Annotated in this window: 17 protein-coding genes; 4 read left to right on the top strand and 13 right to left on the bottom strand. The window is 64.6% G+C overall.

Annotated features, from left to right (window positions below; all coding sequences use genetic code 11):
• Positions 1-139 precede the first annotated feature (139 nt).
• A complete protein-coding gene (gene panB / locus IDT60_RS07565; protein ID WP_191081443.1) occupies positions 140-1,045 on the top strand; it encodes a 3-methyl-2-oxobutanoate hydroxymethyltransferase in 906 nt (301 codons plus the stop codon).
• A gap of 123 nt (positions 1,046-1,168) precedes the next feature.
• On the opposite strand, the gene IDT60_RS07560 is transcribed toward panB, so the two are convergent.
• Positions 1,169-1,333: an SPOR domain-containing protein gene (locus IDT60_RS07560; RefSeq protein WP_164200821.1), complete on the bottom strand. Its 165-nt coding sequence runs from the start codon at positions 1,331-1,333 to the stop codon at positions 1,169-1,171.
• A 123-nt stretch (positions 1,334-1,456) separates the two neighbouring features.
• Between IDT60_RS07560 and map the strand changes: the two genes are divergently transcribed.
• Entirely contained in the window at positions 1,457-2,335 is an 879-nt protein-coding gene (gene map / locus IDT60_RS07555) for a type I methionyl aminopeptidase (RefSeq protein WP_164200823.1), read from the top strand.
• A 68-nt stretch (positions 2,336-2,403) separates the two neighbouring features.
• Positions 2,404-3,207 carry a polyphosphate--glucose phosphotransferase gene (ppgK, locus tag IDT60_RS07550; protein WP_164200825.1) on the top strand — a complete coding sequence of 268 codons (804 nt, stop codon included), beginning with the start codon at positions 2,404-2,406 and terminating at the stop codon, positions 3,205-3,207.
• 110 nt (positions 3,208-3,317) lie between these two features.
• On the opposite strand, the gene nrdR is transcribed toward ppgK, so the two are convergent.
• The 3 genes from nrdR to IDT60_RS07535 form a co-directional block, all read right to left on the bottom strand.
• Entirely contained in the window at positions 3,318-3,824 is a 507-nt protein-coding gene (gene nrdR, locus IDT60_RS07545) for a transcriptional regulator NrdR (RefSeq protein WP_164200828.1), read from the bottom strand.
• 124 nt (positions 3,825-3,948) lie between these two features.
• Positions 3,949-5,325: a histidinol dehydrogenase gene (gene hisD / locus IDT60_RS07540; protein ID WP_191081442.1), complete on the bottom strand. Its 1,377-nt coding sequence runs from the start codon at positions 5,323-5,325 to the stop codon at positions 3,949-3,951.
• Positions 5,326-5,334: 9 nt separating this feature from the next.
• On the bottom strand, positions 5,335-5,868 hold the full coding sequence (locus IDT60_RS07535; RefSeq protein ID WP_191081441.1) for a hypothetical protein: 534 nt from the start codon (positions 5,866-5,868) through the stop codon (positions 5,335-5,337).
• A 133-nt stretch (positions 5,869-6,001) separates the two neighbouring features.
• Between IDT60_RS07535 and IDT60_RS07530 the strand changes: the two genes are divergently transcribed.
• On the top strand, positions 6,002-6,499 hold the full coding sequence (locus IDT60_RS07530) for a flavin reductase family protein (protein ID WP_164200834.1): 498 nt from the start codon (positions 6,002-6,004) through the stop codon (positions 6,497-6,499).
• Here the strand turns inward: IDT60_RS07530 and dnaE are convergent.
• The 9 genes from dnaE to ftsZ form a co-directional block, all read right to left on the bottom strand.
• Positions 6,496-10,053 (bottom strand): DNA polymerase III subunit alpha, encoded by a 3,558-nt coding sequence (dnaE, locus tag IDT60_RS07525; RefSeq protein WP_191081440.1) that lies wholly within the window; start codon positions 10,051-10,053, stop codon positions 6,496-6,498. The two genes, IDT60_RS07530 and dnaE, sit on opposite strands and share 4 nt — an antisense overlap.
• 107 nt (positions 10,054-10,160) lie before the next feature.
• Positions 10,161-11,087 (bottom strand): RluA family pseudouridine synthase, encoded by a 927-nt coding sequence (locus IDT60_RS07520; protein WP_164200838.1) that lies wholly within the window; start codon positions 11,085-11,087, stop codon positions 10,161-10,163.
• Positions 11,080-11,652 (bottom strand): signal peptidase II, encoded by a 573-nt coding sequence (gene lspA / locus IDT60_RS07515; RefSeq protein ID WP_164200840.1) that lies wholly within the window; start codon positions 11,650-11,652, stop codon positions 11,080-11,082. Before lspA ends, IDT60_RS07520 begins: the two co-directional genes overlap by 8 nt.
• 91 nt (positions 11,653-11,743) lie before the next feature.
• Positions 11,744-12,439, bottom strand: a complete 696-nt coding sequence (locus IDT60_RS07510) for a DivIVA domain-containing protein (protein WP_191081439.1) — start codon at positions 12,437-12,439, stop codon at positions 11,744-11,746.
• 178 nt (positions 12,440-12,617) lie between these two features.
• Positions 12,618-12,905: a YggT family protein gene (locus IDT60_RS07505; protein WP_164200844.1), complete on the bottom strand. Its 288-nt coding sequence runs from the start codon at positions 12,903-12,905 to the stop codon at positions 12,618-12,620.
• Between the two features lie 120 nt (positions 12,906-13,025).
• Positions 13,026-13,556 (bottom strand): cell division protein SepF, encoded by a 531-nt coding sequence (locus tag IDT60_RS07500; protein ID WP_164200846.1) that lies wholly within the window; start codon positions 13,554-13,556, stop codon positions 13,026-13,028.
• 89 nt (positions 13,557-13,645) lie between these two features.
• On the bottom strand, positions 13,646-14,383 hold the full coding sequence (locus tag IDT60_RS07495; RefSeq protein WP_191081438.1) for a YggS family pyridoxal phosphate-dependent enzyme: 738 nt from the start codon (positions 14,381-14,383) through the stop codon (positions 13,646-13,648).
• Positions 14,376-15,065, bottom strand: coding sequence for a polyphenol oxidase family protein (locus tag IDT60_RS07490; protein ID WP_191081437.1), 690 nt, complete (start codon positions 15,063-15,065; stop codon positions 14,376-14,378). Before IDT60_RS07490 ends, IDT60_RS07495 begins: the two co-directional genes overlap by 8 nt.
• Before the next feature lie 8 nt (positions 15,066-15,073).
• Positions 15,074-16,309 (bottom strand): cell division protein FtsZ, encoded by a 1,236-nt coding sequence (ftsZ, locus tag IDT60_RS07485; RefSeq protein ID WP_164200852.1) that lies wholly within the window; start codon positions 16,307-16,309, stop codon positions 15,074-15,076.
• Positions 16,310-16,474: the final 165 nt, after the last annotated feature.

The following is a 16,474-nucleotide window of genomic DNA, read 5'->3' as shown; positions in this document are numbered from 1 at the left end:
GATGCGGGAGCCGGCACCGGACGTAACACAGCGTTAACACGCCGAGCCTGCATCGGACCGCCCCTGATATGACACGGATCACCGTCCGCGGGCCAGGCAGCGGTGGCCCGGACTGCCCCGCCCGCATTACGCTCTTGCCATGGCCTCAACCAATAGCTCTGAGTCAGCCGCGTCCGCTGAAGTACCCGCTCCTTACGGCAACGGACCCGCACCTGTGCAGCCGCCGTCGTCGGAAGCGCCGGCAAAGCCCGCGGCGCGGGTGCGCATCCACCACCTGCAGCAGGCCAAAAGGGACGGCACCCGCTTCGCCATGCTGACCGCGTACGAGCAGTACAGTGCGGAGATCTTCGACCAGGCGGGCATCGATGTCCTCCTGGTGGGCGATTCGGCCTCCAACAATGTTTTCGGCAACGAGACCAGCCTTCCCGTCACCGTGGATGAACTCCTCCCGCTGTGCCGCGCTGTGGCGAGGTCCGCCAAGCGCGCCATGGTGGTGGCAGACCTGCCGTTTGGCAGTTATGAAGTCTCACCGCAGCAGGGTGTGGAAACGGGGGTCCGCTTCCTCAAGGAGGGTCTCGCCCACGCCGTCAAAATCGAGGGCGGAAAGTACTACGCGGAAACCGTCCGGGCCATGGTCCAGGCCGGCGTTCCGGTGATCGCGCACATCGGCTTCACGCCGCAGAGTGAACACTCGCTGGGCGGCTACAGGGTCCAGGGCCGCGGCGATGATGCGCAGCGCCTGATCGACGACGCCGTGGCGCTGGCTGATGCGGGTGCGTTCGCCGTCCTGATGGAAATGGTTCCCGCGGACACGGCGGCCGCTGTTGACGCGGCGGTCAGCGTGCCGACGGTGGGGATCGGAGCGGGCAATGCCACCACCGGGCAGGTGCTCGTATGGCAGGACATGGCAGGGCTCCGCGGCGGCCGGATGGCGAAGTTCGTGAAGCAATACGCCGATCTTCGCAGCAGCCTCAGCGACGCAGCGAAGGCCTACAACGAGGACGTCCGGTCGGGCCGGTTCCCGGGCCCGGAGCACTCCTTCTAGCGGAGGTGCCGGCCCGCTAGCGTAGGTGCCGGCCCGGCCCGCCGCTCCCCAGGCCCCGCATCCCGCTCGCCGCTCTCTGGCGCACTGTCTTCGTGGGTCCCGTGTGCCTCCTTGCTGTACCGGTCAGTCTTCCTCATCCTTGTCCCAGGCCTCGTTGCGGGCCCGGACCTTTTCGAGGGCGTGCTCGGCTTCCTCCCGTGTCTTATATGGCCCGATCAGCTGGGTCCAGTCCGACATGGCGTCTTCCTCGACCTCATGCGTTTTCACGTTGTACCAGAACTCGGTCATCAGCACTCCTTCGATCCGGCGGGCCCGAAGCCCCGGGTGTGACCCGCGTAACGTAGGTGCACGCAGGGGCGCGTTATGCCCTCGCGTTACTTGGCGTTCTGCGGTGCCTTATATGATCAATCTATGCCTTCCCTAGCCTCGACTGCACCCACCGGCACGCTTACCCGGGGAACGGTCAGCCCCCCGCTGCCCGTTCCGGCGTCCATCCCGCGCCCCGAGTATGTGGGCAAGCCCGGGCCGGCCAAGTTCACCGGCTCAGAGGTTAAGTCAGCAGAGACCATCGAGAAGATCCGGATCGCCAGCAGGATCGCCGCGCAGGCCATCGTTGAGGTGGGGAAACACATCAGGCCCGGAGTCACCACGGACCAGCTGGACAAGGTGGGCCATGAGTTCCTGCTGGACCACAAGGCCTACCCCTCCACCCTGGGATACCGGGGGTTCCCGAAGTCCCTGTGTTCCTCACTGAATGAAGTCATCTGCCATGGCATCCCGGACAGCACGGTGGTCCAGGACGGAGATATCCTCAACATCGATATCACGGCATTTATCAACGGCGTCCACGGCGACACGAACTACACCTTCCTGGCGGGCGACGTCGACGACGAATCGCGCCTGCTGGTGGAGCGCACCCGGGAGTCCCTGAACCGGGCCATCAAGGCCGTGGCGCCCGGCCGGGAAATCAACGTCATCGGCCGCGCCATCCAGTCCTATGCCAAGCGGTTCGGCTACGGCGTGGTGCGCGACTTTACGGGCCACGGCGTGGGCGAGGCCTTCCATACCGGCCTGATCATCCCGCACTACGATGCCGCCCCTGCCTACAACACCGTGATCGAAGCCGGAATGGTGTTCACCATCGAACCCATGCTGACGCTGGGCACTGTTGAATGGGACATGTGGGAAGACGACTGGACGGTTGTCACCCGCGACCACAAGAGGACCGCGCAGTTTGAACACACGCTGCTGGTCACCGAATCCGGCGCTGAGGTTCTTACGCTCCCCTGAATCACCCGGTCAGCCTCCCGGTCTGCCCGCCTGCCCGCCCTGCCCGCCTGCCACGAACGGAAAATACATTGGCCAAGAAGGACGAGAAGTCGCACAAAAAAGCCCCGCTGATCGGCATCGACATCGGAGGTACCGGAATCAAGGGCGGCATCGTCGACCTGAAGAAGGGCAAGCTGCTGGGTGACCGGTTCCGGGTGCCCACTCCCCAGCCCGCCACCCCCGAGGCCGTGGCCGACGTTGTGGCGCAGGTGGTGGCCGAACTCTCCAGCCGCCCGGAGGCACCGGCCCCGGATTCGCCTGTGGGAGTCACGTTCCCCGGCATCATCCAGCACGGTGTGGTGCATTCTGCAGCCAACGTGGACAAGAGCTGGCTCAACACGGACATCGACGCCCTGCTCACCGCGCGCCTGGGCCGGCCGGTAGAGGTCATCAACGACGCCGACGCCGCCGGCCTGGCGGAAGCGCGCTACGGTGCCGGCGCAGGGATTGACGGTACGGTCCTGGTCATCACCCTGGGAACCGGTATCGGGTCCGCCTTTATCTTCAACGGCAATCTGGTCCCAAATGCTGAGCTGGGCCACCTGGAGATTGATGGTTTCGACGCCGAGTCCAAGGCATCCGCCGTTGCCCGCGAGCGGGACGGACTGAGCTGGGAAGAGTACAGCGTCCTGCTGCAGCGCTATTTCTCCCACGTTGAGTTCCTCTTCTCCCCGGAGCTGTTCATTGTGGGTGGGGGCATCTCCAAGCGCGCGGACGAATACCTGCCCCACATGAAGCTGCGCACCCCCATCGTGCCCGCCGAGTTGAAGAACGAGGCTGGAATCGTGGGCGCCGCCGTCGAAATCGCCGTGAAGCACAAGCTCACCAAGTAGCCGCAACCCGGACGTGAAGCCACTGAACCCTGCCCGGCATGCCGGGCAGGGTTCAGTGGCTTACGCGTGCGGCGCCGGTTGTTTGCGGCGGCCACCAGTCGTAACGGAACTTACAGCGGGCTCTTCTCGGAATTCCTGACAGTCTTCGCCGGCGGTCCGGCGGGTTCATCAACGGACTCGTGGCGGAGCAGCGCAATGGCGGTCTCGAAGTCCTCAAGGGAATCGAAAGCCTGGTACACGCTGGCGAAACGCAGATAGGCTACCTGGTCGAGCTTCTGCAGGGGTCCAAGGATGACCAGCCCTACTTCGTGCGCATCGATCTCGGCAGCACCGGAGGCACGGATCTGCTCCTCCACCTCCTGGGCAAGGAGCGCGAGGTCATCCTCGCTGACCGGCCGGCCCTGGCAGGCCTTGCGGACGCCGTTGATGACCTTGCTCCGGCTGAACGGCTCACCCACGCCGGAACGCTTGATCACGGAAAGGCTGGTTGTTTCGACGGTGGTGAACCGGCGGCCGCACTCGGGGCATTGGCGGCGACGGCGGATGGCTGAGCCGTCGTCGGCCATACGGCTGTCCACAACGCGGGAGTCCGGATTGCGGCAGAACGGACAATACATGGTGTCCCTTCCCTCGATCGTCAGCTTCCAGTCTACGGTTGCAGCTCGGCGAACAACAAGCCTGTAACACTACATGTAGTGGTGCAGCCACTATATGTAGTTGTTTTGGTTCCGCTCCCCCGGATCAGGACGTTGCGCCGAAGCGCGCCGTCACAGCTTCGCCGTGGGCAGGGAGGTCCTCCGCAGCGGACAGGCTCACGATGTGGCTGCTGACTTCCTCAAGGGCGGCCCGGCTGTAGTTGACCACCTGGATGGCACGCAGGAACGTGGTGACGTTCAAGCCCGAGGAAAACGCCGCTGTGCCGCTTGTGGGCAATACGTGGTTGGACCCGGCACAGTAGTCCCCGAGGCTGACGGGACTGTAGTCCCCCACGAAAATCGCGCCGGCGTTGCGGATCCTTGCCGCCACCGATGCCGCGTCCGCTGTCATGATTTCAAGGTGTTCCGCGGCATAGGCATCGCAGGCGGCGATGCCGTGCTCGAGGTCCTCCACCAGCACAACGCCCGACTGGGGGCCGGAGAGGGCCTCACGCACCCGGCCGGAGTGCTTCGTGGCGGCAGCCTGGCGGTCCAGTTCGAGACGGACCGCCGCGGCAAGATCCTCGGAATCGGTGATCAGTACCGAGGCAGCGTGGGGATCGTGCTCGGCCTGGCTGATCAGGTCTGCTGCCACCAGGCCGGGCTGGGCGGAGGAATCGGCCAGGATGGCAATCTCTGTGGTTCCGGCCTCGGAGTCGATGCCCACCACCCCCTTGACCAGCCGCTTTGCGGTGGCCACAAAAATATTGCCGGGACCTGTCACCACATCAACGGGATCAAGGGCGGGTCCGGCGTCGGTTGCTTCCACACCGTAAGCGAAGGCAGCGATGGCCTGCGCGCCTCCGATGGCGTACACCTCGCCGATGCCGAGCAGGGCCGCGGCGGCCAGGATGGTGGGGTGCGGGAGCCCGCCGAAGTCCTTCTGCGGCGGCGAGGCGAGGGCGATCGATTCCACTCCGGCGGCCAGCGCGGGGACAACATTCATGATGACCGAGGACGGGTAGACGGCCAGACCCCCCGGAACGTAGAGTCCCACACGCGAAACGGGGACCCAGTTTTGGCTCACCAGCGCACCGTCGCCCAGTTCGACGTCGATATTGCGCGGCCGCTGTCCGTCGGCGAACTGCCGGGCGCGCCTGATGGACTCCTCCAGTGCGCGGCGCACGGCCGGATCCAGCTCCGCCAGCGCCTTGGCCAGCGATTCGGCCGGGACCCGGGGATGCACCTGGTCAACTCCATCGAACCGGAGGGCAAGGTCGCTGAGGGCGGCGAAACCCTGCTGGCGGACGGCTGTGATGATGCCGAGTACTTTTTCTTCTGCATCCGCCACCGTGTTCTGCCGGGCGCGGGGCACAGCGCCACGCAAGCCGGCCAGGGTCAGGCCGCGTCCCCGCAAATCGACCGTCCGGAAGCTGACGGTTGCGGACGGCGGGATGGCTGGAGATTCAGAAGAAATGGTCACCGGACTATTTTACGCGCCGGGCGCGGTGCCTTCGGCGTGGGGTGCCATACCGGCGTCGGGCCCCTTCCTGAGGAGGTTCAGCAGATTCAGCGCAAAGACGGAGGTGGCTGTGGCCGCCGGCCACAGCAGCAGCACGGACAGCGAGCGGAGCGAGAACGCCACGCTGGCATTTAATGCCGTATCCGCCGGGGCACCCCACAGCCGGCCCGCCAGCACTCCGGTCTGCCAGGCAACGGCAGCGCCTGCGAGTCCACCGGCCAGGCTGAGCAGGAATGCTGCCTGTGCCGCCCGGCCCCCTTTGTCCGTAAGGAAAACGGCCATCAGGCAGCCGGCGAAAACCAGGAGGCCGCCAAGGGTCAGGTCACGCGGCAGCCACACCACCGGATTGGTCCCGTCGCCGAGGGCAGGGTCGCGGGTGATCAGGTTCAGCCCGCCCGGAGCGAGCAGCCACCATAACAGTCCTACGGGAATTCCACCGGCCGCAGCCGCGGCAAACCACGTCCAAGGCAACCGGGCAACCCGGTGACTGCTGTGTTCTTTCATGCAACAAACCTTAACAAAGGTTGGCTGCCCGGGGTCACATGACGTGGATTGTCAGCCGATTCCGCCGTGCCCGCCCGGACCCATACCCTTAAGGGAGAGTCCAATTCAGCATGTTTCCAGGGAGCACCACACGATGTCAGACACCACGCCGTTCGAGGGCACGTTCAAGGAAATGTTCCGGCGCCACGCGGCGGGCGTCGCCATCATCACGGTGAACTACAACGGTGAGCCGTACGGGTTTACCGCCACCTCCGTCGCGTCTTTGTCAGCCCAGCCGCCGCGGTTCACCTTCAATATGGCCCGCAGCTCAAGTTCCTGGCCGGCTGTGGCCAACGCCACCCACCTCGGCGTCCACATGCTGGGCCTGGAAAACCAGGCGCTGGCCGATCGGTTCGCACGGACAAAGGACCGCTTCGGCGGGGACCACTGGGAACTGGGCCCGCACGATGTCCCGGTCCTCAAGGACGTTGCAGGCTGGCTGATCGGCAAGATCCAGATGCGGCTCTCGTTCGAGAACAACGCCGTGGTGGTTGTCGAGGTGGTGGAGGGCGCCGTGGGTGAGGACGGCTCGCCGCTCCTTTACCACTCGGGCAGCTACGGCCAGCCCGTCCCCCTGGACTACGAAATTTAGTAGTCCAGGCAGGTCGGCCCCAGGAGGACCTTCAGGTCTCCAAAAAGTGACGGGCTTGGGTTGACCCTGAGGTGAACGGGCAGGGCCATGACTTCGGTGCGCGTATCCCCTTGCAGGTGCAGCCTGACTTCAGAGTTTCCGCGGTGGTTCCGCAGGACGTCCCCGAGCTCGGTGACCACCGCCTCCGTGGCCTTGTGCGTGGGCATCGAAATCTGCAGGGGTCCGTTTGTCCCCTCGCTGAGGTCCGGAACACTCAGTTCCATGCAGTTCAGCGTCACGGCGCCGTCGTCGCGCCGCTGCAGGCGGCCCTTCACCACCACGATCAGGTCCTCGGCGAGCACCGACGCGATGGGGCCGTAGACCTGGCCGAAGAACATCACTTCCATCGAGCCGCCAAGGTCTTCGATTTCGGCGCGGGCATACGCATTGCCGCTGGCCTTCGCGATCCTGCGGCTGAGCGAGGTGATCATGCCCGCGATGGTGACGATCGCGCCGTCGTGCGGCCCGTCCTCGGCGATGATCGACGTGATGCTTTGGTCCGCGTGCTGGCTCAGGAGCCCTTCGAGGCCCTGGAGGGGGTGGTCCGAGACGTAGAGTCCCAGCATGTCCCGTTCGAAGGACAGCTTGTCCTTCTTCTCCCATTCAGGAAGGTCCGGGATCTCGATGCTGAGGGAAGCTTCGGACTCGGCTTCCTCGAAGCCGGCGAAGAGGTCGAACTGGCCGATCGCCTCATTGCGCTTGAGGGTGATGACCGAGTCGATGGCTTCCTCATGGATCATCGCCAGTGCGCGCCGATGGTGGTTGAGGGAGTCGAAGGCGCCGGCCTTGATCAGGGACTCGATGGTGCGTTTGTTGCACACCACGGCGGGAACCTTGACCAGGTAGTCCTTGAAGGACGTGTAGGCGCCTTCCTTTTCGCGGGCGGCCACCATGGCTTCGACGGCGTTGACGCCCACGTTGCGGATCGCCCCCATGCCGAAGCGGATGTCATTGCCAACAGGGGTGAAGTTCAGCGCCGACTCGTTGACGTCCGGCGGCAGCACGGTGATTCCCATGCGCCGGCATTCATTGAGGTAGATCGCCGATTTGTCCTTGTCATCGCCCACGGAGGTCAGGAGGGCTGCCATGTACTCCGGCGCGTAGTGCGCCTTAAGGTAGGCGGTCCAGTACGAAATCACGCCGTAGGCGGCTGAGTGCGCCTTGTTGAAGGCATAGTCGGAGAACGGCAGGAGGATGTCCCACAGCGTTTTGACGGCTTCCATGGAGTAGCCGTTGTCCTGCATGCCCTGGGAGAACCCGGCGAACTGCTTGTCCAGCTCGGATTTCTTCTTTTTGCCCATGGCGCGCCGGAGAATATCGGCCTGGCCGAGGGAGTAGCCGGCCAGTTTCTGCGCCACCGCCATGACCTGTTCCTGATACACGATCAGGCCGTAGGTGCCGCCGAGGATTTCGGCCAGGGGCTCCTTGAGCTCGGGATGGATCGGGATGACTTCCTGGATCCCGTTCTTGCGCAGCGCATAGTCGGTATGCGCGTTGGCGCCCATGGGACCGGGACGGTAGAGCGCCAGGACGGCCGAGATGTCTTCGAAGTTGTCAGGCTTCATCAGCTTCAGCAGCGCGCGCATGGGGCCGCCGTCGAGCTGGAACACGCCTAGCGTGTCGCCCCTGGCCATCAGTTCGTAGGAGGGGACGTCGTCAAGGGCCAGGCTGTCCAGGTCCAGGTCGTGGCCGCGGTTGAGCTTGATGTTCTCCAGGGCGTCGGAAATGATCGTCAGGTTCCGCAGCCCCAGGAAGTCCATCTTGATCAGGCCCAGGCCTTCGCAGGTGGGGTAATCGAACTGGGTGATCACCTGGCCGTCCTGGATGCGCCGCATGATGGGGATGACATCGATGATGGGGTCCGAGGACATGATCACACCGGCGGCGTGAACGCCCCACTGGCGTTTCAGGCCCTCGATGCCGAGGGCAGTCTCGAAGACCTTGGCTGCTTCGGGATCTGTCCCGATCAGCTGGCGGAAGTCGCCGGCCTCGCTGTACCGCTTGGAATCCTTGTTTTGGATGTCGGCCAGCGGAATGTCCTTGGCCATCACGGCCGGAGGCAGGGCCTTGGTCAGCTGCTCCCCCATGCTGAACGGGTAGCCCAGCACGCGGGAAGAGTCCTTGAGGGCCTGCTTGGTCTTGATGGTGCCGTAGGTGACGATCATGGCCACACGCTCGTCACCGTACTTGCGGGTGACGTAGTCGATCACCTCGGACCGGCGGCGATCATCGAAGTCGACGTCGAAGTCGGGCATCGAAACGCGGTCCGGGTTGAGGAAGCGCTCGAAGATCAGGCCGTGATGCAACGGGTCCAGGTCGGTAATGCGCATGGCGTAGGCCACCATGGAGCCGGCACCCGAACCACGGCCGGGTCCAACGCGGATGCCGTTGTTCTTCGCCCAGTTGATGAAGTCAGCCACCACCAGGAAGTACCCGGGGAACCCCATGGAGGTGATGACTTCGAGCTCGTAGTCGGCCTGGGTGCGGACCTTGTCCGGGACGCCTCCCGGGTAGCGGTACTCCAGCCCCGTGGCCACCTCCTTGACCAGCCAGGACGTTTCGTCCTCGCCCGGCGGGCAGGGGAAGCGGGGCATGTAGTTGGCGCCGGTGTTGAATGAGACTTCGCAGCGCTCGGCGATCAGCAGTGTGTTGTCGCAGGCGTCCGGGTGGTCCCGGAACAGCTCGCGCATCTCCTGGGGCGACTTGAGGTAGTAGCCGCTGCCGGAGAAGGCGAAGCGGGATCCGCCGTTGTCGTACGTGGGCTCCAGCAGGGTGGACCCGGACTGGATGGCGAGCAGGGCCTCGTGGGCCTTGGCATCGTGCTCGTGGGTGTAGTGGAGGTCGTTGGTGGCTACCAGCGGGAGGTTAAGGTCCTTGGCCAGCCGCAGCAGGTCCCCGGTGACCCGGCGTTCGATATCCAGCCCGTGGTCCATGAGTTCGCAGAAATAGTTTTCTGCGCCAAAAATGTCACGGAACTCTGCGGCGGCTTCCACTGCCTCCTTGTACTGGCCGAGGCGCAGGCGGGTCTGGACTTCACCGGACGGGCAGCCTGTGGTGGCGATCAGGCCTTCCGAGTACGTGTTGAGGAGCTCACGGTCCAGGCGTGGCCACTTCCCGAACACGGCATCCAGGGAGGCGATGGAGGACGCCCGGAAGAGGTTCCTCATGCCGGCGTTGTTGTAACTCAGCAGCGTCATGTGGGTGTACGAACCGCCACCGGAGATATCGTCCTTGCGCTGGTGTTCCTCGCCCCAGCGGACACGGCTTTTGTCGGTCCGCGCGGTGCCCGGGGTGACATAGGCTTCGACGCCGATGATCGGTTTGATGCCCTGGTCGGTTGCGCGTTTCCAGAAATCGAAGGCGCCGAACAGGTAGCCGTGGTCAGTGGTGGCGAGGGCCGGCATGCCGAGGCGTTCGGTCTCATCGAAGAGCTCCCCCAGACGGGCGGCGCCGTCCAGCATGGAGTATTCGGTGTGGTTGTGGAGATGGACGAACGAGGCATTGCTGGAAGTCACCGGACCATTCTAAGCGCTGGCTGCGGACTGCCGGCCCAGCGACGCAGTGACACTGGACGCAGTGGCCATGCCTTTGTGAGCCCTGCCTCAGGGCCACAGGCATGCGGCTAGGCTTCGCCCGACTCCAGGACTTCCAGGGCGAAGGCAAGGTCCTGCGGGTACTCGCTGGTGACGGTCACGCGTTCGCCGGTGACAGGGTGGTCAAAGCCGAGCTGGCGTGCATGCAGCCATTGGCGGGTCAGGCCCAGGGTTGCGGCCAGGCGGGGATCAGCCCCGTAGGTCAGGTCGCCGGCGCAGGGGTGGCGCAGGGCGGCAAAGTGCACGCGGATCTGATGCGTGCGGCCTGTCTCGAGGTGCACTTCCACCAGGGTTGCCTTGCCGAAGGCTTCCAGGACTTCGTAGTGCGTAATGGACGGCCGGCCGTCCTCGATCACCGCGAAGCGCCAGTCGTGGCCGGGGTGGCGGCCGATCGGCGCGTCGATGGTGCCTTCCAGGGGGTCCGGCAGCCCCTGGACCACCGCGTGGTAGACCTTGTCCACGGTGCGTTCCTTGAAGGCCCGCTTCAGTGCCGTATAGGCGCGCTCGGTCTTGGCCACCACCATCACACCGGACGTCCCGACGTCGAGCCTGTGGACGATGCCCACGCGCTCAGGTGCCCCCGACGTCGAGATGCGGTATCCCGCCCCGGCGAGCCCGCCCACTACCGTGGGTCCCACCCAGCCGGGCGAAGGGTGCGCGGCGACCCCTACGGGCTTGTCCACCACAACAAAGTCGTCGTCGTCGAGCAGGATCTTCAGGCCTTCCACAACTTCCTCCACCACTTCGAGCGGGTCCCGTCGTTCAGGCACCGTCACTTCCAGGACATCACCCGCGGCAAGGCGCGCGGACTTGCCCAGCTTCTTGCCGCGGCTGACCACATTGCCTTCGGCAATGAGGGTCGCCGCCAGGGAACGGGAAATCCCCATCAGCCCGGCGAGCCCGGCGTCGGCCCGTGTTCCGCCGAATTCCTCCGCCACCACCACGCGCTCAGGCATCGTCAGCCTTTTCCTTGGGGGCGGCCACGTGCCGTGTACCGTCCAGCGAGATGCCCCTCAACGTCAGGATACAAATGATGGATACGGCGGAGACCACCGCGGAATCGGCGATGTTGAAGATCGCGAAATTAGGCAGCTGGATGAAGTCCACCACATGGCCCATGCCAAACGAGGGTTCCCGGAAAAGCCGGTCTGTCAGGTTGCCCAGGGCACCACCCAGCAGAAGGCCCAACGCCAGGGCCCACCAGGCCGAGCCCAGCTTGCGCACCTGGAACAGGATGGCGATGGAAACCCCGGCCATGATGATGGAAAACACCCAGGTCACGTTCTCGCCGATGGAGAAGGCCGCGCCGGAATTCCGAATGAAGTACCAGTGCAGGAGCGGCGGCAGCACGGCGATGCGCTCCCCCTCCACCATGGTGGACGTCACCCAGACTTTGGTCAGCTGGTCAAAGACGTAAGCGAACACTGCGAAGCCAGCGAAAAGGGACAGGAGGAGCGTCTTCCCTGGGCGGGGCGTAGAGGGAACCGGGTGCGCGGCGTCGGCGGCAAGATCGTCAGTCATGGTGCTTTCATTTGTAAAACCGATGTTAATCACAAAAGCCGGCGGCCGAGGAATCCTCAGCCACCGGCTTTCAGAATACGTGCTTGACGGACTAGTTCGCTTCGACCTCAGGGGCCGCGACCGAACCGCGGGCGTCCAGATCGCGCAGCTGGCCTTCAATGTAGGCCTTCAGGCGTGAACGGTAATCGCGTTCGAAGCCGCGGAGCTGCTCGACCTTGCGCTCCAGGACGGAGCGCTGCTGCTCCAGGGCGCCGAGGATCTTGCGGGACTTCTCCTGGGCATCGTTGACGAGGCTGCTGGCCTCGATCTGGGCCTCAGCAATGATCTTGTCCTTCTGGGACTGGCCATCGGCGACGTGGCGGTCGTGCATCTGCTGCGCCATGGCGAGCAGGCCGGCAGCGGACTCGGCGGAGACGCTGCTTCCGGCGGCCGGGGCGGGGGCTGCAGCCGGAACGGCTGCAGCGGCGGCCACAGGCTCGGCTTCCTTCTTCTTGGCAGCCTCGGGCGCCTTCGCCACGACCTCGGCCTTCGCCGGAGCTTCAGCCTTTTCTTCCTTGACGGGCGCGGGGACCTTCTCAACCACAGGGGCGGCAGCAGCGGAGCTGGCCGGCACGGCGGAACCGGACTCGGCAAGCTTCTTGCGGAGTTCGTCGTTCTCCTGGTTCAGGCGCCGAAGTTCCACAACGATTTCGTCCAGGAAGTCGTCAACTTCATCCTGATCGTAGCCTTCGCGGAACTTGGTCGGCTGAAAGCGCTTGTTGACAACGTCTTCTGGCGTCAAAGCCATCTGGTCACCTCATTGGTCTAGTTAGTCAGTAGGCCTTCCGGCCGTCAAAACTACGGTACCTAAAATTTGTCTGGTTCCTCTAATTCAACACTGGGTGTCAAACCGGAGATTTCTTTCGCGTCACATGAGTAAGTTCGTTCCAGGAACTTCGCTCGTGTCCGCTAGGTCTTGTCGAAGATTACGCGAAACCCCTGGTCACGGCCATTGCGATGCTCACCGCGATGAAAAGGACCAGGAAACCGAGGTCCAGGGTCACGCCGCCGAGCCGCAGCGGAGGAATGACCCTGCGGAGCCCCTTGAGCGGCGGATCGGTCATGGAATACACGGTGTGGGCGGCCACGAGGGCAACGCCGCGGGGACGCCACTCCCTGGCGAACATCTGGACCCAGTCGAAGACCAGACGGATGATCAGCGCCACGAAGAACAGCAGGAGGACGATATAGACAAGTCCGAAAACAATTCCCATGACTTAACTCAAATCTCCATGTCCATTCCGGATACCGCAGTGCACTGCCAACGTTTCTTGTCTATTTCAGCACAGATGCCAGGCAGGTGACCTGCCTGGCATCCGCTTTAAGCTTTAAGGCTAACTTTGATTGAAAAAGCTGGCCTGGGTCTCACTGACCTTCTTGTCGTCGCCGATGACCTCAATGTACGAGGGGGAGAGCAGGAAGACCTTGTTCGTAACCCGTTCGATGCTGCCGCGGAGACCGAATACGAGTCCCGCGGAGAAGTCTACGAGGCGCTTAGCGTCCGCTTCGCCCATATCAGTGACGTTCATGATGACGGGAATTCCGTCACGGAAGCTTTCACCGATGAGCTTGGCGTCATTGTAGGACCGCGGGTGGATCGTGGTGATCTGCCGCAGCCCGGAGGTCTCTTCGCGGCTCGAGGCCGCACGCTTGATGGGGGTCACAGGTGCGCGGTATTCCTCTTCAGGGGCGTCCGACGATTCACGGCTGACTTCGCGTACCGGTGCCGGGGCCCGGCGTTCCTCGCGGTCAGCTTCCATGGATTCGTCCTCGTCCTTACGTGTTGTGGTGTGCTCGGACTCGTAGTGTTCATCGCCGTCGGCGAGCCCAAGATAGATCATTGTCTTGCGCAGAGCGCCGGCCATGGTCGACTCCTAATCGTATCCGTAGGCGGGCCGCCCAATAACTTGACAGCACTGGAATCCCCCGCCACTCACTTCCTATGTGCTCGACGCTACCCCACGGCGGGACGCGATCCGAGAATATCGGAACCGATTCGCAGGTGTGTCGCCCCGAACCGGATTGCCGCTTCGAGGTCCTGGCTCATGCCTGCCGAGATGGCCGTGGCACCCGGGTGCCGGGCCACCAGGGACGCTGAGATGGCAGCAAGCTTTTCGAACGCTGCCTCCGGGCTGCCACCCAACGGCGCCACCGCCATGACGCCGGCGAGTTCCAGTGCTCCGGCCGAGGCCAGCAGGTCGGCCAAATGCGGCACGTCATCCGGCGCGGCACCGCCGCGGTGGGCACCGGCGTCGGCGTCAAGACTGACCTGGATGAAGCACCGCAGGGCTTCCCGGCCGGTCCTGTCCTGTTCCGCCGCCACGGCCCGCTGGAGGCCGTCAACCAGTCCCGGCCTGTCCACGGAATGGAGGGCGTGAGCATATTTCGCAACCGACTTGGCTTTTTTGCTTTGCAGCTGGCCGACGAAATGCCAGTTGAGTCCAAGGTCTGCCAGTTCCGCTGCCTTGGCTGAGGCTTCCTGGTCCCTGTTCTCGCCGACGTCACGCACGCCCAGGGCAGCGAGCCGCGCGATGTCTGCGGCCGGATGGAACTTGGTGACCACAATCAGCGTGGGCGGCCCACCGGCCCGCCCGGCGGCCGCGGCGGCAGCGTCAATGCGCCGCTGAACGGCTGCGAGCCGCTCCGCGAGTTCGGACATCCGATCCGCGGGATCCAACAATCGCTCAGTCATGGGACCACACGAGTCCCGCGAAGCGCCCGGTGGTGCTGGAGCGACGGTACGAATACAGCGAGTCATTTTCCAGCGTGCACGGACCCGCATACTCGATGACGACGCCGGCCCGCTCCAGCTGGGTACGTGCCCCGGCCGGAAGATCGAGTGCAGGGGTTCCCCACGATGTCGTGGCGGACGTTGACGGAACCTGCCGGGCCACTTGGGCGCGCAGTTCGGCCGGTACCTCATAGCAGCTTCCGCAGATTGAGGGCCCCAGCCAGGCGCGGATGGCCGTGGCGCCTTCCGCCTGCATCCGCCGGACGGCTGCGGGCAGGATGCCGTTGGCGATCCCCGGACGGCCCGCATGGACGGCCGCTAAAACAGGACCTTCAGGGCCCTCCCCCACCAGGACCACGGGGATGCAGTCGGCCACCATAACGGCAAGGGGAAGTCCCCGTGACACCATGGCGTCCGCGGTAGGTGCGGGCGTCCCGGACTCCATCACTTCCACCGCCGTGCCGTGAACCTGCTCCATGAACCTGAGGGATCCGGTTGCAAGGCCTGCAGCGTGCTCCAGCTCCCTCCGGCGCCGGAGCACGTCGCCGGCATTGTCACCGACGTGAAGGGCCAGGTTGCCGGCGCGGGTGTCCGTGAACGCCACACTCACACCGGGTGAGACTTCAGCCCGCCAAAGGAACAAGCCGTGCCCTACTTCAGGAAGTCGGGGACATCCAGATCGTCCGAGCGGTTCCCCGAGAGATCCGGCTCCACCACTGAGGGGAGGTCGACGTCGAAACCTGAGTCGGCCGGGACCGCTGACGGACGCTGCTGGCCCCAGTTGCTCAGTCCGGACGAACCCACGCCGGCGTGGACGGGCTGAGCGTTCAGCTGGTGGCTGCCGCCGCCCGAGGTAGGCGCCTGGGCCGGGGCGGGAGCCGCGGCGGGCCGCTGCGGGGCCACCTGGGGCTGGGACTGGTCCATGGACGGCGAGGTGGCCTTGACGTCGTCGAAGCCTGCAGCGATGACAGTGACACGGGCCTCGTCGCCGAGGGCGTCATCGATCACGGCGCCGAAGATGATGTTGGCTTCTGGGTGAGCAACTTCCTGGACCAGGCGGGCGGCTTCGTTGATTTCGAACAGGCCGAGGTCCGATCCGCCCTGAATGGACAGCAGGACACCGTGCGCGCCGTCGATGGAGGCTTCAAGCAGCGGGGAGGCAATGGCCAGTTCGGCCGCCTTCACGGCACGGTCCTCGCCACGGGCGGAGCCGATGCCCATGAGGGCCGAGCCTGCACCCTGCATGACTGACTTGACGTCGGCGAAGTCAAGGTTGATCAGGCCGGGGGTGGTGATGAGGTCTGTGATGCCCTGGACACCGGAGAGCAGGACCTGGTCGGCCGAGCGGAAAGCGTCCAGAACGGAGACGTTGCGGTCGCTGATGGACAGGAGCCTGTCGTTGGGGATCACGATCAGGGTGTCGACTTCGTCGCGCAGCGCATCAATGCCGGCCTCTGCCGAGCCCGCGCGCCGGCGGCCTTCAAAGGTGAACGGCCTGGTAACCACGCCGATGGTCAGCGCCCCAAGGGAACGGGCGATGCGTGCTACAACCGGCGCGCCGCCGGTGCCGGTGCCGCCACCTTCGCCGGCGGTCACAAAGACCATGTCTGCGCCACGAATGACTTCTTCGATCTCGTCAGCGTGGTCCTCCGCAGCCTGCTTGCCGACCTCAGGATTGGCGCCGGCGCCGAGACCGCGGGTCAGCTCGCGGCCGACATCGAGTTTGACGTCGGCGTCGCTCATCAACAGTGCCTGTGCATCCGTGTTGATAGCGATGAACTCGACACCACGGAGGCCGACCTCGATCATGCGGTTGACTGCGTTCACGCCACCGCCGCCGATGCCGACGACCTTGATGACGGCCAAGTAATTCTGCGGAGCTGCCACGTTACGTGTCCCTTGTTCGTGTCCTATTGCGAAAACTGTGGAGTCGGGCTTGAAGCTTTCAACCCTAACCTTCGAGTTGAAGGTTATAGTTATGTCAAGTAACTCATGTCTGGAACGCTATTTCCTATGGTTCGGACATTCAATAACCGGCGCCGCGTGTCGCGG

Source organism: Pseudarthrobacter sp. BIM B-2242 (assembly GCF_014764445.1).
Lineage (GTDB): Bacteria > Actinomycetota > Actinomycetes > Actinomycetales > Micrococcaceae > Arthrobacter > Arthrobacter luteus_A.
This window is presented reverse-complemented; position numbering and strand designations above follow the sequence as displayed.